An 18,608-nucleotide genomic window follows, 5' to 3' on the forward strand; every position below is an offset into this window, starting at 1 on the left:
CATGTACGCCCCCGGCCACCGCACCGCCGTGCTGGACGCCCTGCGGGCTCGGATGAACGCGGCCCTCCGCGGGAAACCGGACGTGGTCGAGCGGGCGCTGGCCTGCGTGCTGGCCCGCGGGCACCTGCTGATCGAGGACCGCCCCGGCCTCGGCAAAACCACGCTGGCGAAGGCGCTGGCGGACGCCCTCGGCGGGACGTTCGGCCGGGTGCAGTGCACGCCGGACCTGCTGCCCAGCGACGTGACCGGGTTCAACCTGTTCAGCGAGAAGACCCGCGAGTTCGAGTTCCGCCCCGGCCCGGTGTTCGCGGACATCGTGCTCGCCGACGAGATCAACCGGGCCACCCCGCGCACCCAGTCCGCGCTCTTGGAAGCGATGGCGGAGCGGCAGGTGACCTACGACGGCGTGCGGCGGGCGCTGAGCCCGCGGTTCTTCGTGATCGCCACGCAGAACCCCGCCGGGCAGCACGGCACCTACCCGCTGCCGGAGGCCCAGTGCGACCGCTTCGCGATGAAGCTGACGGTCGGCTACCCCTCCCCGGCGGAGGAGGCGGGGCTGTTGGCGGCGGCAGTCGGCGAACGGCTCGATACGCCCCCGCCGGAGCCGCCGGTGACGGACGCCGCCGGCCTGGCGGCCCTGCAAACGGCGACCGCCGCGGTCGCCGTCACGCCGCCGGTGCGGGACTACCTGCTGCGGTTGGCGACCGCGACCCGCACGCATCCGCGAATCGAACTGGGCGTCTCCCCCCGCGGCCTGCTGACCCTCCAGCGGGTCGCCCAGGCGTGGGCGCTGCTGAGCGAACGGGACTTCGTCTCCCCGGACGACGTGCAGGACGTCGCCCCGGCCGTGCTGGGCGTGCGGCTGGGCGTCGACGCCGACGACCCCGCCCCGCTGATCGCCGAACTCCTCGACTCCACCCCCGTTCCCGACGGGAGAGACTGACCAATGCACTCTCGATTTCCCAGGTTCGCCGTCGCCGTGAGGCGGCGCGCTCGTACCGCCCCCGCGCGCCGCATAACGGCGACGGCGAACCTCGTCCTCATCGCACTCGCCGGGTGCGGCGGGACGGAGACCGACGGCGGGACCGGCGACGTGTACGCCGACCACGAACACGAAGACCGCCCGCTCCACTACCCGGAGAGCTTCCCCGCGGCGATCGCCGCGTTGCGGGACCGCCTGCCGGCGATCGCGAACGGCGACGCCCGCAGCGCCGCCGAGGCCGCCGATATCGCCGGGTGGATGCCCGAACTCGCCGCCGACAGCGACGCGACGGAAGCGGAGTGGACGCCGCTGGCCGCCGGGTCGCGGGAGTTGGCGGTCCTCCTCCCGCGGGTCGCCGTCGGGGAGGCGGAGGCCTTGGAGAGGGCGAACGCGACGCTCGACCGCCTCGCCGCCGTCGTCAGCGAGATCGGCGAGGAGGAGTTCGAAGTCACCCCCCACGAGCCTCACGACCACGGTGACGACCATGACCGCTGAACAGTTCCACGCCGCCCTCGTCGGCGGGCTGCTGCGGGCGGCCGAGGCGCTGTGCGAGGCGTCGCCGTTCCTGATGTGCGGGCTGATCGTGGCGGCGGTGTTCCGCCGGCTGGTCGGTCACGCCGGCGTGCGAACGCTGTTCGGCGACGACTCCCGCACCGGCCTGCTGCGGGCCTGGGCGGTCGGCATGCTGTTGCCGGTCGACGCGCTGGGCGTGCTGCCGGTGATTCGGGAGCTGCGCAAAGCCGGGCTGAAGGGCGGGACGATCCTGGCGTTCGCCCTGTCGGCGCCGCTGTTCAACCCGCTCTCGCTGCTGTACGGGCTCACGCTGAGCGACCCGGCCGCGGTGCTGGCGTTCGCGGTGGGGTCGCTGATCGTGGTGACCAGCGCCGGGCTGCTGTGGGACCGGCTGTTCCCGGGCACGGTCGCGGTGGAGGACCCGCCGCCGGCGCCGGTTCAACAGGGGGCGAAACGCCTGGCGGCGGTGGCCGTCGCGGGGGCGCGGGAGGCGTCGGGGGGGGCGGTCCCGCTGGTCCTGATCGCCCTGGCCGGGCCGTTGCTGCTCGGGATCGTCGTGCCGAAGGGTTTCCTCAGCACGGCGGTGAACGGGGAGAACCCGTTCGCCCCGCTGGTGACGACCGCCGTGGCGATCCCGGCCTACGCCTCGCCGATGGCGGCGATGGGGACGGTCGGGTCCATGTTCCAGCACGGCAACAGCGTGGGGGCGGCGTTCGCGATGCTCGTGCTGGGGGCCGGCACGACGCTCGGCCTGCTGGCCTGGGCCTGGCGGACGTACGGCCTTGGCCGGACCGCGGCGCTGCTCGGCGCCGTCGCCGGGGTCACGTTGGCGCTGTCGTACGGCATCGACCGCCCGCTGCGGCCGGCCGGCGCCGAGGAGGGCGGCCACACCCACGCCTTCGACGGCTACACCGCCCCCTTCGCCGCAACCTCTCCGCCGGCGGACCCGTGGGCGCGGGCCTGGACCGAACTGGTCGACGGGGCGGAGGTGCATGAACGGTACGCCCTGGTCGCCCTGGCGGCGTTCGTCCTGATGGGATTGGCGCTGCGGGTCGCCGACCGCCCCGGCCGCGTCGAAGCTTGGCTGGAACGCCCGCCGGCCGAAGACGCCGAGGCCCAACCGATCGGCCGGTTCGACGTCGCCCTGCCGGCCCCCGTGCTCGGCGGCGTGGCGCTGGTCGGGCTGGCGGCGATCAGCGTGCTGGGCTGCTTCACCTACTACCCCCCGCCCGGCGAGTGCCTGGACGACCTGAACGTGATGCAGACCGAAGCCCTCATCGCGGCGAACACCGGCGACGCGGCCCGGGCCGCGGAGTTCATCCCGGTCTGCGAGGACTGGGCGAAGCGGGCGCAGGTCGGCTACGTGCTGCGGAACGGCCCGGCCGGCGAGTTCCGCGAACTGCGGACCGCCCTCTACCTGGATCGCCTGGAACTGCTGGAGCACGAACTGGCCCACCAGGCCGCCGAGTCGAAGCTCGACGACCCCGCCGAACAGGCGATCCGGCGGGAGCTGGTCGGCCGGATCGGCCGCAGCTTCGGCCGCCTGCGACAGGCCTACGACCCCGACCGGAACTGACGACGCATGCTCATCGCCCGCCGCCCGACCGGGTCCGCCGGTCCGTCGCCGTCCGCACGACCGGCGTTGCCGCTGCCGTGCCGCGCCTATATCGTGCCGCAGGCCGTCCCGTGGGGCGGCGTTCGTTCGCCACTGCGCCCGCCCGTGCCGAAAGCCGCTCGCACCGACGCCCCCACCGTCCCGCCCGAGGAGGAGTTGCGGGGGCGGTTACGGGAGACCGGCTTGCGGGTCACCCCCGCCCGGCTGGCGTTGATGAAGGAACTGGCCGGCGCCGGCGTGCCGCTGTCGCACGGCGAGGTCGTGGACCGGATGCGGCCCCCGGAATCGTCCGGCCGCGGCAGGAAGAAGGACGCGGACGCCGAGGCTCCCCGCCGGTTCGATCAGTCCACGCTGTTCCGCGGGCTGACGGACCTGTCGGAAGCCGGCCTGCTGGCCAAGCTGGACCTCGGGGACGCGGTCCGCCGCTACGAATGGCTGCCGGCCGAGGGCGACGCCGCCGTGCACCCGCACCACGTCTGCACCGCGTGCGGCCGGATCGTCTGTTTGGAAGGCTTCGCGCTGAAGCTCACGCCGTCCAAGGGGACGGCCCGGGAGCAGGTGGGGACGATCGGCGAAGTCGTGCTCCGCGGCCTGTGCGGCGACTGCGAAGCCGCCGCCGCCTGAGGCGTCCGGTCTTCCTGCCCCGTGGGCTGAAGGGACGAGGGCTGAAGGGACGAGGGCTGAAGCGGCGGGGGCGGAGCGGGCGATGCGGGCCGCCCGCCCGGCCTTTCTGCAAAAAGTTTGCAAGAAGGGCGGCCCCGGGGGTTGCCGGCCGCCGCGGCCTCGTGTCAGATGCAAGTTGATTGCGTCTGTGCGGACACGGCGACGCGAGTCGCCGGCCGCGGCGCCGTTCGGCGGGCGCTGGAACGCCTCCGTCGGCCGCCGCTTCTGAACTCCCGATTTTCCGCCGGCGCGCCCGGCGACGCCCCCGGTCTGCGCGCCGCGGGGCGTTCCCCCCTTGGAGAAGCCGATGTCGCTTCACGACCGCCGGGAGAGAGCCCGCCCCGGCTTCACCCTCATCGAATTATTGGTGGTAATTGCCATCATTGCGATCCTCGTCTCCCTGCTGCTCCCCGCGGTGCAGCAGGCCCGCGAAGCCGCCCGCCGCAGTCAGTGTTTAAATAACCTCAAGCAACTCGGGCTGGCCCTGCACAATTACGAGAGCACGTACCAGCGGTTCCCGCCGGGCGGCTGGGACTCCTACAACAGCTTTTCGCAGCAGGCCCAGCTTCTGCCGTACCTCGACGCGGAGCCGCTCTCGAAGTCGATTTCCTTCGAGGACCCGCTGATGGATCCGGCGCTGCCGGCGTACGCGACCAAGCTGAACGAACCGCAGCGGGAGGCGGCCGGGACCGTGGTCGCCACGTTCCTCTGCCCCAGCGACGGGGAGCCGCCGTTGTTCACCGACGAGGAGGGCGACGTCTGGGCCGCCACGAATTACTTCCTGAACGTGGGCTCCGGCGTCGGCAAGAATTATTACGAAAGCAATCCGGACACCGACGGCCTGTTCTGGCGGGGGTCGCACACCGGCTTCCGCTCCGCCCGGGACGGGACCACGCAGACGCTCGTGGCGACCGAGACGCTGCTCGGCCGCCGCGGCGAACGCACGACGGAACTGCTGGACGCCCAACGGCAGATGGCCCGCCCGAGCATCGGCGGGGCGCCGGGCGGCCCGACCGGCGAAGCCCTGTACGCCGCCGCCGGCTCGGCGACCTCCTTCGACGGCGGGCGGGCCGTCTCCTGGATCCGCGGGCTGGGCTACAACGTTTACGTCGACGGCTATCTCACGCCCAACAACGACGTCCCGGACGTCGCCCACCACGGGAGCGGTCTCATCGGCGCCCGCAGCGCCCACCCGGGGTCGGTCAACGTCCTGCTGCTGGACGGCAGCGCCCGGGGCGTGTCGGAGGGCGTCCGGCAGGAGACCTGGCGGGCCCTGTTCAGCCGCAACGGCGGCGAAGTGATCGACGAGTTCTGAGGGCGCCGGCCGGCCGCCGTTCACGCCGTCGCCCGCTCCGCGGCTCCCTGTTCGTTCCGTTTCCCCCCCGCACTCCCGCGATCCCATGTCGCTCGCCGCCGCTCCGAACCTTGCCGATCCCTGTGAAGAAGCCTGTTGCCGTCACGCCCCAACGGACCTGTTCGGCATCGTCTGTTCCGTCGGGTGCGGAATTCATTGCGCCGCCATGCCGCTGTTGATCGCCGCGGCGCCGGCGGTCGGCGGGTCGTGGCTGGGCGGGGAGGCGGCGCATCTTGTGCTGCTTCCGTTGTGCGCGGGGGCGGCGTTCTGGTCGATGCGTTCGGGCGTGCGGCGGCACGGGCGGCGGTCGGTTCCGTGGATCGCGGCGGCCGGGGTCTCGCTGCTCGCCGCGGGGGTCGCCGTCCCGTCGCTGCTGAATGACGGCTCCGCGGGCGAGGCCGCCGGGGGCGGGGCCGGAGCCTGCTCGGCCGCCTGTTGCCAATCGACCGCGATTGCCTCGCCGGAGGACGGCCCGGCCGCCGCGGTCGTTCGCTTCGCCGTCCCGTTCCTGACGCCCCTCGGCGGCGGGCTGCTTGTGCTCGCCCATCTGGTCAATCTGTTCGCCGCCCCCGCCCGTCGGCGGCCGGTCCACATTCCTGAACCGCAAACAACAATGCCCGCTCTCGCCCGTTCCGGCGCCGTCCTCGTCCTCGCCTGCTGCGGGACGACCGCACACGCGGCGGACGGGTCCTGGTCCGACTTTCGCGGCGGCGGCGCCAGCGTCGCGGACGCCGCCGATCTGCCGTTGAACTGGTCCCCGGAGGACGGGGTGGCGTGGTCGGTCGAGCTGCCGGGGGTGGGGCAGTCCTCGCCGGTCGTGTTCGGGGACCGGGCCTACGTCACTTTCGTGGAGGGGCCGAACAAGGAGGCCGTGGGCGTCGCCGCCCTGAGCGTCGCGACGGGCGAGACGCTGTGGACGCAGCGGTTCGACGCCGCCCGCACCAGCCCGAACGACTTCATGCACGGCCGGGCCGCGCCCACGCCGGCGGCGGACGGGGCCGGCGTGGTCGCCTTCTTCGCCTCCGGCGATCTGATCGCTCTCACCCCCGACGGCACGAAGCGCTGGCGGCGGAACCTGTGGGAGGAGTTCGGCCCCTTCGAGAACAACCACGATCTCGGGACCAGCCCCGCCCAGGACGCCGAGCGCCTCCTTCTGCAACTGGACCACGGCGGCCCGTCGCTGCTGCTGGCGGTCTCCAAGGCCGACGGACAAACGGCTTGGACTGCGGAGCGGGAGCCGCGGACGAGCTTCACCTCCCCGGTCGTCGCCGAGATCGCCGGCACTGCCCAAGTGGTGTGCAGTTCGAACGGCTCGGTCGACGGCTACGACGCGGCGACGGGGGCGAAATTGTGGAGCCTCGACGGGCTGACGGGCAACACAATTCCCTCGCCGGTCGTCGTGGGGAACCGGGTGTACGTCGGGGCAAAACCCGGCCGCGGAAACACGGACGTGGCCGCCGCACAGGAGTCGAACTGCTGCGTCGAGGTGAGCCGCACGCCGGCGGGGGACTGGACCGCCGAACTCCTTTGGCGGGCGAACCGCACGCTGAGCCACTACTCCAGCCCGCTGGTCCACCGCGGGCGGTGCTATTACCTGAACAACGTGGGCGTGCTGGCCTGCTTCGACGCGGAGACCGGCGACCTGCTCCACCGCGGCCGGCTGGGCTTTGAAAGTTGGGCCACGCCGATCGGCGCCGGCGACCGCGTGTACTGCTTCGGCCGCGGCGGCGAATGCGCCGTGCTGGCCGCCGCGGACGACTTCGAACTCCTCGCCGAGAACCGCCTCTGGTCCCCCGAAGCGTCGGGCGAAACCGCGGCCGAGGCTCCCCCGCAACCCCCTGCCGACGGCGCGGGAGCCGACGACGAGAGCGACGGCCGGCCGGGCGCCGGCGGCTACGACGGCCCGTTCGTCTACGGCGCCGCCCCGGTCGCCGGCGGCTTTCTGCTCCGCACCGAAACCCGCCTGTACCGCGTCGGCGCCGCAACGCCGACGCCGTAGCCCGCCGACGCCGTTCCGCGTCGGCCGCGAGCGCCTCGCGGCGGTGTTCCTCGACGACGCGGAGCCGGAGGGGGACGAGGAGCTGACGCTCGTCGACCTCGACCCCAACGGCGACCGCGACCGTTCCGACGCCGCCGCGACTCACCAGATCGCCGTCGGGGACAATGCCGTCGACGGGCGCTTCGGTCATCACGACCTGGCGACCGAACCGACGCGGGACCGCCCGTTCGTCGTCAATCCGGGCGACGGCACGCTGGTCGCCGTCAATCTGGAGAACTGGAAGCCCGGGGACGGCGCTGTCTGTCCCCGGGAATTCGAACGCCGTGCTGAACGTCGGCCGCCGGACGGATTAAAGCGCGGCCCGACGAACGTCGCGGCTCACTCGGCCGCGGCGGGCTGGCCGGGCGCCTCCTCGCTCAGCGACTTGATCGGCGTCAGCCGGAGCTTCTTGAACTCCACCTCGGAGCCTTCCGCCTGCACCGCGATCTGACCGCTGGCGGCGGTGCAGTCGTGGCCGTGGTTCACCAGGTCGCCGTTGACCCAGACCTTCACCTCGTCGCCGACGCACTCGATCGTCATGCGGTTCCACTCGCCCAGCGGCTTCTCGGAGCCGTCGGTCAGGTTGAGGATCCGGCGGGCCTTGCTCCCGTTGATCCCCCAGTTCTCCTTGGGGCCGCGGCGCTCGACCATATCCGGCACGGCGATGTCCTCCTCGATGCACCAGAAGTCGCCGGCGTGCTGGTGGTTCATCTGCACCTCGATCGACTGCGGGAACATCTGATAGAGCGCCCGCGGCGTGGAGGCGTGCACCAGCACCCCGCAGTTGCCGGGCTTGCCGGGGAAGCGGTATTCGACCTCCAGCCGGTAGTTCTCGTGCGTCTTGTCGGTGATGAGGTGCCCGTTCGGCGAGCCGAGGCTGACGAGCATCCCGTCGCGGACGACGAAGGAGGGCTTCGTCTCCGGCTTGCCGTCCGCGGCCGGCACGTCGGCGTGCCAGCCGTCGAGGGTCTTCCCGTCGAACAGGGAGACCGGGCCGGCCGGCCCGTCGTCCGCGAACGCGGAGCAGCAGAACGAGGCGGCGGCGGTCAGGGCGAGCGCGGTGCGGAGAGCCATCGGGCGGCGGTCGGGTCGGGGGAACGGGGAGCGGTCGATCGGCGGCCGGGCGGCGAGAGATCGTCGCCGACATGCTACCGGGAACCCGAAGCCGCCGAAGCGGCCGCGTCGGGCTCGCCGAAAGCGATCGCCGAGGAGATCGGCGGGTACCTCGACCCCGAAGACGTGGACACTACGGAGCCGATCATGCCCCGTGCCGTCGATGCAAAGACGAACCTCGGCGCTCGGCACAAGCGGATGCCGTCGGCCCGGAAGCCCTCCGCGTCTCGGAGAGCGACGCCAATTCCTGCGCACGGAGAACGCAAAACCCAACGTCGCCCAGAGCGTCGCTGAACGGCACAGAACCGCGCCCCGGCGGCAAAACCCCTGTTTCACCGCCCTTCGAACCGCCCGGCGCCATTCACCGCCGGCTCAAAGAGATCCCCGACCAGGACCTCGGGCTGACTCAGTTTATCCCTGTAAAACAGGAGTGAAAACAAAATCCTTGGAAGTGGGCGGCGCGGAATCCGGCGCAGCGGAGCCAGACGCCGGTCTCGCCGCCGTCGTCGCGGCTTGGCCAAGACTTTCGCCCGCACTGCGCGCTGGAATCGTCGCGATTGTCGAAGCGGCCATGTCCTCGCGGAACATTCCGGGCGGATGACGTTCTTCGATGTCGTCGGCGCCCGCCCCGACGAATCGGACGGGTCCGTCCTCGCGAGTCGGCTCCGTTCAACCCGGTCGCCGGCGGCCGACATCCCCGAACCGGGACCGGCGACGATCCTCCAGTTCCCGACGGGCCGCCGCAGTCGCGGAACCGGGTAAGTGGGAGATTTCTACCTGTCAGGTGTATTGCCAATCCCGCGGCTCGCCTCGAAAAAATCGCGACCGCCGCGGCGCCTCAGGAGACCCCGAAGATGACCACGACTCTCGCCCGCGGCGCCCCGCCGCTCGTCCCCTCGCTGCTCGTCCTCCAGCCCATGCTGGGCCCGATCGTCGGCTGGCTCCGCCGCGACGGGTTCGACCCCGAGGCGGTGCTCGTCGCCGCCGCCGCCCGGCTGCGGGAGCGGGGGCGGAATCTCCCCGAGCCGCTCCGGAACCGGTATCTGACGACGGTGCTGGCGGGAGAGTTCCTCGCTCGCTGGGTGAAGAAGAACGACGGACGAACGACCCGCGACTGGATCGAAGACGGGAAGGTCGTGGACGAGGCCGGCTACGACGAACAGCTGAGGCCGTTCGAGTATGCGGTCGTGCTGACGTGCGACGAGCGGGCTTTCGACCGCCAGATCGACAAGCTGGTGCGGCGGTCCGAGGCGGACCGGTCGAACCTGCACTACGGCGACCGGTCGGGCTTCGCGGCCTATTCCGCCCAGAGCACGCTGCTGCTGGCGAACCGGATGCTGAAGAACTTCAAGCCGTCCTACCGGCGGGCCGAGCGACACGCGGTCAACTACCTGCTCAAAACGGCGGCGAGCGCGTACCTGCATCGCTGCGCGAAAGAAACGGACTTCGCATCCGGCGAGATCCTCCGTCACCTGAAGCGGTCGAAGAAGGTCAGCCGCCGCAGCGTCGTGGCCTACAAGCTGGTCTACTGCCCCGCCAACCTCGTCTACGAGGAGCGGAAGTGGCTCCGAGAGCGGTACGGCTGGAAGGACTCGGTCGCCCGCGCGCAGGTGCAGGAGGTCGCCTGCCTGCTCGGCTACGAGAGCGCGGCGGCTCTCTCGCGGAAGTTCTACCGGATGCGGGGGTGGGCGAAGAGCGCGGCGGAACGGCGGGAGGAGGCGGGGCGATGAGCGGCACGAACGAACAACCATCGGCCGGGTCGGAGCCGGCCAGCGTCAGCGTGAACTCCGGGACGAACCGCCTGTCCGTTCAAGGGGCGGGGACCGCGGTCATCGCGATCGTGGCGGTGATCGGCTTAATCGTCGTGAGCGTATGTGCGGTGAAACTGGCGGGGCGGGCTGTGGACCGCGTCGGGGACAGCGCCCCGCCGGCCGCCGGCGGCGGGGAACACGTTCCCGCCTCCGCCGAGAAGGGTCGACATCACGACCTTTAGGTGGCCCTTCGGTCGGTCGAGACCGGGATGGGGGCCGCTACGCGGTGCCCGCCTCCATCGCCCCGTCCTCGGCCGCGGCGCGGGCCGTCGCTTCGGCGGGCCGCAGTTCTCGGGCCACGGCCCGAGCCACGGCCCAAGACTGTTCCAACTCCTTCGTCTTCAGCAGCCAGTACGAAGCAAACGTCGCCACGAGTCCTCTTTTGGGGATTGAGGACCACGAGGCGGGGGATCCGAATCCTTCTCGCTTTTCGGCCGGGGCGGGAGTCCGTCCGGGAACGGGAACCCGCCCCGCCCGCACCGGGTCTGTCCGTCGCCCGACGCCCCTCCCGCCGACCCCCGCCCCCGCCCCCGAAGCCGTGTCCGCCCTCTCCGCCCCGTACGCCCCCTGTTTCGTCACGCCGGACGGCGTTCTCACTCCCGCCCGGCGCCGGCGGAGGGGCGTCCTCCGCCTCGTTCGCTGCGTCGACCTCGCCGACGTCCGCAAGTGGACCCACCCGCCGGCCGGGGCCGAACAGCCGCCGCCCCAAGCCGAACTTCGCATTGCCAAGGTCGTCCGCCAACTCCCCGGGGCGGACCCGACCGCGGAGGTCAGGCAGGCCGTACGCGACTGGGGCATGGCCGTGCTGACCGACGCGCCGGGCCGGCCGGCCCTCCTGGTCGAACCTCTCTCCGACCTCGCATACGACCGATTCGCCCACAGCTCCGTCGTACCGCCCGGTGCCGCCGGCTGCGCCCTGCCGACGAAGTCCGTCGTGCATTCCGCACCGCCCCCTTCGACTGGATCCGCCAATCCCGCCCTCCTCTCCGGCGGCGTCCAAGACGGCGAGATATCGGACATCCCGATCGTCCGCCGCCTGAGCCCGCAGCAGAAAGTGCCGCCGGTCTTCTTCCCCGCCCTGATCTTCTCCGCCCGTCAGGCCGTCCTCTGCACTGAGGCGGACGGCGCCCCGGCCCGCCCGAGGGCGACCGCAGAAGCCGCACTCGCACGGGCGGTCGAGGTGCGGGGCACCGAGGACCGGTACACTGTGGCGGCGGCGGTCACGGTCGCCGCCGACGGGCTGGATCCCGCCGACGAATTGACCTGGACCGACGCATTGCGGCTCGCCCCCCGCCGGCTCGGTCCGCCCGTGGCGCCCGGCCGGCCCGACGCCCTGGAGGGGGCTTGCGAAAGTCTGGGCCTGTTCACCGTCGGCGGGTTCGGCAATCGCCCCGACCGCCTCCTGACCGTCCTACGCCCCGCCCTCACCCAAGACCCCGCCGGAGAGACGCCGTGAACGATCCCGACGACGACCGCCCCGCCAACCGGCGCCCGCCCCCGCCGGACCCGGAGGAACTCAAGCGGCAGGTCCGTGAGGCGGCCGAAGTTCTCCGACGGGTTCTCGACGTTCCCGCACGGCCGGCGGGGGCGGGGGACCATTCGCCGACGAGCGATCCTCCCCAGGACCGGCCCCCCGAATTGAAACCCGATCCGTGACTCCCGGATTCGCAGCCCGAGGGTCCCCTACCCCGCGGCCGCGACAGGCGACGCCTCGCTCCACGCCCGACCTCCCGAGCATCCGTGCCTCCTCCGCCCTCCAACCCCATCGCCGCCCTCGGCGACCTCCGGACGTTCGTCAACCGCCGGCGGCTCGTGCTGGAAGTCGCCGAAGAACTCACGGACGCCAAGACCCCGCCCCTGAGGATCGCCCGACTTGACCTCGCCGACGCAGCCGACGACCGAGAGTTCGTCCGCCGCCTCGCCGCCGCTTTGCTGCTGCACGACGGCCGCACCGGTTGCCCCGTCACGGTGCGGGGCGCGGTTCACGAACTCCAGTGGCGGGCGGAACCTGGCGCCGTCTACCTGACGCTCACGCCGGCCGGCGCCCGCACGGCGTTCGACATCGGGAACGGCGAGTACCCGCCGACCTTCCCGAAGCTGGCCGCCCGCATCGCCGAGTTCTGGCTGGCCGGGCCCGGGACCGAGGCGTTTCTGCCGGACGTGCTGTACCGGCCGGGACCGTTTCCGGAGTGCCCGTTCGGCTGGAACGACCCGCAACTGGGCACGGACCCCGACCCGGCCGGGGCGGCCATTCGGGCAACGCGGGAACTGACCGACGAACTGCTCCATGGTGCCTCCGAGTGAGTGCGGCAAGAACCGCACGCCCGCCCCGCCCCCCGGAAACCGCACCCCGCTCCGTCGGGAGATGGCGACCCGCCATAACCGAACGCCGTCACGGAGCGGTGACGGGAGAGGGCTGGGGCGTGGTCCGATCGGTCCGACGATTGGTTCTGGTCGATCGAATCCAACGTCACCGAACCCACCGTCCGAGAGAGACGGTGCCGCTGTTCCCCGAGCTGCGGGAGCATCTCGATCCGGGGACGCCAAGGCGAACCTCGGCACGCAGTTCAAGCGGACCATCAAGCAGGCCGGGCTTGAGTTGTGGCCCAAGCCGTTCCACAACCTACGGGCGATCCGACAGACGGAACTGTCCAGCCGGTTCGCCGAGTTGTTTCATTCCCACCTCAAGCAAGGAGCCCCCGCGCTCGCAGGCCCGCCGGATCGTCGCCCGCCAGGCGGCGTGCACGCTCTGGAGCCTGTGGAAGACGCGCGAGGGCTACGACCCGGCCCGCGTCCGCCGCGGCGACCGCCTCGACCGCCTCGACCGGGGGGCGTCCGCCTGAGCCGCGCGAACGGCCCCGCTTCGCCCCCCGCCGGCGTGGGCGGTCGAGTTCCCCAAGGTGGCATTTGGACCGGTCCACGCCGCCTCGCGCGGCGCGGGCACCGAATCTCGAACAGTGACCGAACCGACCGCCGACTCCGCGACCTCGTCGCGACGTTTCCGCGTCGCGCCCGAATTTCTCACTGAAACGCCCGGTCCCCCGGCCGGACGAGTTTCTCAACAGGTGCCTGGCGATGCGTCGCCCGCCCGCCTCGGCGGACGCCGCACGCGATCCCCCGAACCGCCCGAGAGCCCTCTCGTGAACGCCCGGCCGTTCCCCGCCCTCAGACGCCCCCGGCCCGGCCGGGCCCGCGCTCCGACGCCCCACCCGCGTTCAAAAACGCCCCTCCAAAAATGGAGACTCACGGGCGTTGCGGGGAGGTTCCGTCCTTGACTTGGGACTTCCCACAGGTGGCGCCCTCCGCCAAGGCCGAAAGAAACCGCCGGATCCCCTTGCAGGTCCGCCAGTGCCGCCCAGCCGGACGAATCAGGGGAAAGAGGGGATTGAAGGCATCTTGGGAATCTCGGGCACTTCGGGGACATGGGGTGCTCCGCTCGGGCCGAATGTCTTCCGCATGTGCTCCTCATGGGCCCGGCGGGCCTCGTAGAAGTCGAGCGGGTAAACCGGACCCCACTGCCCCCGTTCGTCGCGGAACCGGACGTAAATCATGCCGTCCCACCCCGGCTCGTCCGCAGGGACGTCTTCGAGGGGGCCGCGGGCCAACACGATGGTGCGGACGAGGTCCGCGGTCTCCCGCCATCCGTCGGCGCCGGGCGGGTCGTCCGCAATGTTTGGGTCGAAGGTGTACTCGATGGCGACGACGGCCGGGTCCATCACCCAGACCTCCCGCCCTCTATCGCCGAGAAACACCCGGGTCTTCGTCACGAGGCCGCCGCCGGGACCGGCCGCGGCGGTCGCCCGACCGCGGGCGTCTTTCACGGCAGCAATCGCCCGCTGCTTGTCGAGATACCAGCGGTGCACCTCCCCGGCGTCGGCCGCCTCCAAGAACTGGGCGAGGTACTCCCGCTCTCGGTCGGCGTCGACCCCGCTGCGGTCGGCCTGGCCGGCGGCGCTGTACGCGTCCGCCAGGGCGAGCGAGGCCGGGGCGAAGTCCGGTACGTCGGTCCGCAGGCGTTCCAGCCGGGAGACCCGCTCCGCCCGTTCTTCCAATTCGGCGGCGGCGAGCCGAACGGCTGGGTTCTCCGGGAACCGCGTCGCCAGACCCGCAAGTTCACGGCGGGCCGCGACGTGGCCCCGCTGCACGCGGAGCAGGTCCGCATAGTCCGCGAGCGGATCCACGAACGCCTGGTTGAATTCGACGTATCGGGCGTAGTCGTCGAACGCTTCCCCGAAGCTCCCCTCGAGCGCATGAACTCGGGCGTTGTGGTAGTACTCCGCCGGCGTACTCGGGTCTTTCAGGAGCCCGCCGAGGTCGCCTAACTCTTCGATCCCGGCACCGATCCGGCGGGTCTCCCCCAGGATCGCGACGGTGTCCGACTTTACGTCGTCCACCTTCCCCTGAAGGTCGAGCAGGGAGTTCTGAACGGCGGCGACGGCGGCGACGTGGTCGGCCACCACGCCGCGATCGTCGTCGGCGAGTTGCTCCGCGACGAGCCAGAATCCGAACCCCGCCAGCGACACCGTGCAGAACACGATCGCCTGCTGCGGGAACAAGCGCTCCCAACGACTGCGGTCGGTCGGCCGGAGGCGCCAGTATGCGAAGGCCGACACGACCATGCCGCACGCCGCCGCCGCGGCTAGGTAGCCGTTGATCGGGCCGAGGGGCGTGAGGACGTCGCCAACGAAGCCGCCTACCACCGACAGGCCGGTCGCGAGCCGCCCGCCCCCCGAGAACGCCGCCGCAACGGGGCCCGGTCCGGCGTCCGCCGGGGCCTCCGCGTCGACGGTCCCCGCGGGGTCGTCGCCGTCATCGGGGACGCGTTCCGGGGATCGGTCAGCCGGCCCGACCTGCTCAAAGACGACCGGGCCGCCCGCCGTCCGCCCCGCCGATTCCCCCTTGGTCCGATCGGCGGGGAGCGGGGACGATTTAGGCGTCTCGAACAATCCTTCCACCTTCGACGCCGGCCTCCAGCCGTCCAGGCCGTCCCGTCTGACTAAATCCTCCGGGGTGAGCTGCCCGCGGTCGGCGAGCGCCTTCAGTTGGGAGGACCGCATCGGCCCGACCTTCTGGCCGCCGAGTCCTCCGGGGCGGGCGTACCAACGAACCCGGCCGCGGCCGGACCGCCCCGCGTTGGGCGTCGGAGGCGGTTCGGAGGACGAGTTTCCGGGCGGCATGTCCTGACGGTACCGGGCTGGCCGATCCCGCCGCCACCTTTCGCCGCCCGTCGGGACGGGACGAAACGATCACTGCACCGCTTTGATCGACCGCCGGGCGGGCGGCATGCCTTCGCCGTGGGTCACAAACCGGCTTCAGACAAGACAGATCAGAGTGAGTTTCAAGAGGATGAGCTGCCCCGACCGCATCCTCGGACTTTTCCAGGCCGGCAGAATAACCTCAACCGCTCAGACCCGCGGGCGGCGCGAACTCATCCGATCGTAGGTTTCGGGACTGCTTGACGGTCGTCGATGCGAAGTCGATCGTTCCGATGTCTCACCCCGCTGCGATAAGTTCCGTGATGCCGGCCCCCACTGGAGTGTTTCGCTGCGGAAAATGTGACGCCAAAATTCGATTGCGGCCAACCGCGATGGCCGGCAAATGCCCTCGCTGTTCGGCGATCGTCCGCCGTAGCGGGGACGCGGTTCCAACGGAGCCGAAGTCGACTGAGGAAGTGGCTCCGAACCTGTTCGCCTACCTTTGGAGGTATTGGGGCAGGTCGTCCGGCTCCTGGCTGCCGGCAGCTCTTTTAGGCGTGTTGGTCCTTCCGGCCTTAAGTCTCGCAAAGCCGGTGCTGGGCATTGGGGGACTGACGGTCGCCGCCGTGGGTCTGGCCGCTGCGGGAGCGCTCTGCTTCGCGTTCTTCATGGTCCGGCGGAGCGGCGCGTATCTCTTGGGCGGGCAACGAACGGTGGGCGAGGGAAGCGCCAGCACCGCCGCGTGGCTCTCCAAAACAGCCATCCTCCTAGCGATCTTCGGCCTCGCCCCGTTGGCGCTGGCTGAACGTTTCACGCCGGAGGAGGGTTTGCTCGCCTCGATCGTACCGCCGCTCGGCGACGTGCAGTCGGAGATCCTGGACGATCCGGCGGCCGGTGCCGAGGAGCAGGATGCGTCGGTTGAACTCGCCGACGCGGGGGCCGACGGGGATGCCCAGACGGTCCTCACCGCGGGTCCGGACGTCGATGCCTTCCTGTCAGATGCGACCGTTTCAGAGTCTCCGGCGGCGTTCGCGGGGCCGTCGGCCAACAGTCTCCTCGCCTCCGCCAGCGGGACGAGCGGTGCTGAGCCGGCCGCGACTCCCGCCGCGGCGACCTCCGGGGCGGTCCGGTTCAACGACCGCCGCCCCGACTCCGCCACACCGATGAACCTTTCCGGCGGGGACGCTCGCTCTGACGGAACGAACGTGGTGATTGCGGAGGGCGTCGGCCTAAACGTCGACGAGGCTCGCAAAGACGCGTTTCGGGAAGCGGTCCGGCAGGTCGTCGGGACGGTGGTGGACGCCGAAACGATCGTTCGCAACGACGAATTGATCTCCGACGAGGTGCTCACCCACAGCCCCGGCTTCATCAAGACCTACGACGACTTGTCGCAGAACGCAGAAGGCGGCCTGGTCCGAGTACGACTGCGGGCGGTGGTCGAGCGGCGTTCGCTGGTCGCGCGTTTGGAAGCGGCGAACGTCACCGTCCGGGAGGTCGACGGGTCGGGCATGTTCGCCGAGGCGATCACGCAGTTGGAGGCCGAGCAGACTGCCGCGGCGCTGATCAAGAAGGCGTTCGAGGGGTTTCCCCAAAGCGTCATGACTGCTGAAGTTCGTGGTGAGCCGATGATCATCTCTAAGGATGCGGAGGCGAATAAGGTCACGGTCCGCTTCGAAGTGGTAGTGCGGCCGGATCTTGAAGCTTGGGACAACTTCGTCGGACGCCTCCGGCCTGTCCTGGAAAAACTGGCGACGCGGACACGGGAGTCGACAGTCGTGGCGACGTTTAACTCGGAGGAACGATTTCATCCGGGATTCTTTAATGTCACCGATCGACATAAGGAATTCGCGGATGGTATTGAAGAGGTGTTCCCAGAGAGAGTAGAGCGGCGGGACCTCCCGTCGGCGCCGCCCGTGGCTGTTACGTTGGTCGTGAATCGTTCTTTGCGGGGGGATCGCTTGGAATGCCGCACCTATCTCTTAGACGCCGCTGTCCGCCCCGCCTTAACGGAGATTTCGCGGCGGATGGGCAGCGGGAAGCTATCTTTGGTCAACTCCGACGGGCGAGAGATCATGGTCGACCGTTTCCCGGTCGAGTTCCGCATCGGAAGTTATAGCATTTACTTTTCTGGATCGCCGGCGGCTTCCGTAGGTCGGCTCTACGGGTCGAGCGAACCGCGTGTTGTGGATTGGGCGTATGAAGATGCCGAACGAGACTATCTCCCTCACGCTAATCTGCTTTGGCTGGGGCCGGTCCTTCTTGAACATGGCACCAGCGACTTCTCCTATCGCTCGGATCTGCCGCTCGTCCGCGACTTGACTCTGAGCTTGGACGAGATGAAGGCCGTCCAGTCCGCCCGGTGCGAGGTGCGGTATGGCAATTAGCACGGCGCTCCTCACGCTCGCCAGTCTTGGAACGCTCCAGTTGCCCATCGAGGACGCGGGGCTCGGAGCGAACCATCCGGCGGAGGCGTTGGCGGCCGCGGAATCGCTCGCCCCCAAACCGGGCCGGACCGCCGCGACCTCCGGTCGCAGCGGCGACTTCCTGTGGGCTGTCGCCGTCCGGTCCCTGCCGGCCTCCGGCGGCCCGCTGGCGAAGGCCGCGGCTGTCCGCACGGTCCACGCCCGCGTCGCGGCGGAATTGCTCGCGGGCGAGACCCTGGCTCGCGCCTTCGCCGCGGAGAATCTGACCGATCGAGCGGCGCTGCGATCCGCCGCGCTCTCCGTCTCCGGACGAATCGAGACCACCGGCTTCGCCCGAGAGACGCTGCACCAGACGACCGTTCAGGACGATCGGGTCGTGGGGCTGATCACCGCGGACGCGGACGCGGTGCTCGCCGCCGTTCGCCGCCCGCCGGTCCTCCCCCTGATGCGGACGGCCTACGGCGAGGCACTCGCCCGCTGGCTCGCCGCAGCCGCCGACGCGGGGGAGTGGGAGAAGGGGCTGCGAATCCGGGACCACCTCCGCACGCTCGATCTCTCCGGCCCCGGGGCGGAGGTCGACGCGGTGCGGTGCCTCCTCGCCGCCGGCCGCATCGACGACGCCCTCGCCGCCGGTCGCATGTTGCTCGGCCGCGTCGACGCGGACTCCGCCTCGCTCGAGCGCCTCGGCGACGCGCTGCTCGCCGACAAGCAACCCGACGCGGACGATCTCGCCGGCGAGGCGTTCACGCTCGCCTCCGAGCGACTCCAAACGACCCGGACCGACGGGCGGCCCCACCCGGAGCCGCCCGCCGTCCGCATTCTTTCTTCTTCCCCCGTCGACGAGAACTCTCGCCCATGATTCCCGCTTTGCGCTCCGCCTCACGCCCGCGACTAACCGCGG

16 protein-coding genes are annotated in these 18,608 nt (G+C 71.0%); 13 read left to right on the plus strand and 3 right to left on the minus strand.

Annotation, left to right across the window (positions count from 1 at the left end; genetic code table 11):
• Position 1 precedes the first annotated feature (1 nt).
• The 7 genes from CA12_RS05485 to CA12_RS05515 all read left to right on the plus strand — a co-directional run bounded on the left by CA12_RS05485 (position 2) and on the right by CA12_RS05515 (position 7,616).
• The gene (locus CA12_RS05485; protein WP_242688126.1) at positions 2 to 943 is read left to right on the plus strand and encodes an AAA family ATPase; all 942 of its coding nucleotides are present in this window, start codon (positions 2 to 4) and stop codon (positions 941 to 943) included.
• 150 nt (positions 944 to 1,093) lie between these two features.
• Positions 1,094 to 1,477, plus strand: a complete 384-nt coding sequence (locus CA12_RS05490; protein ID WP_145357868.1) for a hypothetical protein — start codon at positions 1,094 to 1,096, stop codon at positions 1,475 to 1,477.
• Positions 1,467 to 3,071 (plus strand): permease, encoded by a 1,605-nt coding sequence (locus CA12_RS05495; protein ID WP_145357869.1) that lies wholly within the window; start codon positions 1,467 to 1,469, stop codon positions 3,069 to 3,071. The genes CA12_RS05490 and CA12_RS05495 overlap by 11 nt, the downstream gene beginning before the upstream one ends.
• A gap of 144 nt (positions 3,072 to 3,215) precedes the next feature.
• Complete coding sequence (locus tag CA12_RS05500) at positions 3,216 to 3,734, plus strand: Fur family transcriptional regulator (RefSeq protein ID WP_165700572.1); 519 nt, start codon at positions 3,216 to 3,218, stop codon at positions 3,732 to 3,734.
• Positions 3,735 to 4,080: 346 nt separating this feature from the next.
• Positions 4,081 to 5,088, plus strand: coding sequence for a DUF1559 domain-containing protein (locus CA12_RS05505; protein WP_145357871.1), 1,008 nt, complete (start codon positions 4,081 to 4,083; stop codon positions 5,086 to 5,088).
• An 85-nt stretch (positions 5,089 to 5,173) separates the two neighbouring features.
• A complete protein-coding gene (locus CA12_RS05510) occupies positions 5,174 to 7,126 on the plus strand; it encodes a MerC family mercury resistance protein (protein WP_145357872.1) in 1,953 nt (650 codons plus the stop codon).
• Positions 7,127 to 7,169: 43 nt separating this feature from the next.
• Complete coding sequence (locus CA12_RS05515) at positions 7,170 to 7,616, plus strand: hypothetical protein (RefSeq protein WP_145357873.1); 447 nt, start codon at positions 7,170 to 7,172, stop codon at positions 7,614 to 7,616.
• Here the strand turns inward: CA12_RS05515 and CA12_RS05520 are convergent.
• Complete coding sequence (locus CA12_RS05520; RefSeq protein WP_145357874.1) at positions 7,505 to 8,239, minus strand: 3-keto-disaccharide hydrolase; 735 nt, start codon at positions 8,237 to 8,239, stop codon at positions 7,505 to 7,507. The two genes, CA12_RS05515 and CA12_RS05520, sit on opposite strands and share 112 nt — an antisense overlap.
• Before the next feature lie 893 nt (positions 8,240 to 9,132).
• Between CA12_RS05520 and CA12_RS05525 the strand changes: the two genes are divergently transcribed.
• Positions 9,133 to 10,008, plus strand: coding sequence for a hypothetical protein (locus CA12_RS05525; protein ID WP_145357875.1), 876 nt, complete (start codon positions 9,133 to 9,135; stop codon positions 10,006 to 10,008).
• Positions 10,005 to 10,271 carry a hypothetical protein gene (locus CA12_RS05530; RefSeq protein ID WP_145357876.1) on the plus strand — a complete coding sequence of 89 codons (267 nt, stop codon included), beginning with the start codon at positions 10,005 to 10,007 and terminating at the stop codon, positions 10,269 to 10,271. The genes CA12_RS05525 and CA12_RS05530 overlap by 4 nt, the downstream gene beginning before the upstream one ends.
• Before the next feature lie 37 nt (positions 10,272 to 10,308).
• Here CA12_RS05530 and CA12_RS21865 read toward each other — a convergent pair whose 3' ends face one another.
• A complete protein-coding gene (locus tag CA12_RS21865) occupies positions 10,309 to 10,461 on the minus strand; it encodes a hypothetical protein (protein ID WP_165700573.1) in 153 nt (50 codons plus the stop codon).
• Positions 10,462 to 10,627: 166 nt separating this feature from the next.
• On the opposite strand from CA12_RS21865, the gene CA12_RS05535 reads away from it, so the two are divergent.
• Together CA12_RS05535 and CA12_RS05540 are read left to right on the plus strand one after the other, a co-directional pair.
• Entirely contained in the window at positions 10,628 to 11,545 is a 918-nt protein-coding gene (locus CA12_RS05535; RefSeq protein ID WP_145357877.1) for a hypothetical protein, read from the plus strand.
• Between the two features lie 284 nt (positions 11,546 to 11,829).
• Positions 11,830 to 12,393, plus strand: a complete 564-nt coding sequence (locus CA12_RS05540) for a hypothetical protein (RefSeq protein ID WP_145357878.1) — start codon at positions 11,830 to 11,832, stop codon at positions 12,391 to 12,393.
• A gap of 1,064 nt (positions 12,394 to 13,457) precedes the next feature.
• Here the strand turns inward: CA12_RS05540 and CA12_RS05545 are convergent.
• Positions 13,458 to 15,146 (minus strand): DUF4339 domain-containing protein, encoded by a 1,689-nt coding sequence (locus CA12_RS05545; protein WP_165700574.1) that lies wholly within the window; start codon positions 15,144 to 15,146, stop codon positions 13,458 to 13,460.
• Positions 15,147 to 15,841: 695 nt separating this feature from the next.
• Here CA12_RS05545 and CA12_RS05550 point away from each other — a divergent pair.
• Complete coding sequence (locus CA12_RS05550) at positions 15,842 to 17,668, plus strand: hypothetical protein (RefSeq protein WP_165700575.1); 1,827 nt, start codon at positions 15,842 to 15,844, stop codon at positions 17,666 to 17,668.
• A complete protein-coding gene (locus tag CA12_RS05555; protein WP_145357881.1) occupies positions 17,658 to 18,566 on the plus strand; it encodes a hypothetical protein in 909 nt (302 codons plus the stop codon). The genes CA12_RS05550 and CA12_RS05555 overlap by 11 nt, the downstream gene beginning before the upstream one ends.
• Positions 18,567 to 18,608 lie beyond the last annotated feature (42 nt).

Source organism: Alienimonas californiensis, from assembly GCF_007743815.1.
Taxonomy (GTDB): Bacteria; Planctomycetota; Planctomycetia; order Planctomycetales; family Planctomycetaceae; genus Alienimonas; species Alienimonas californiensis.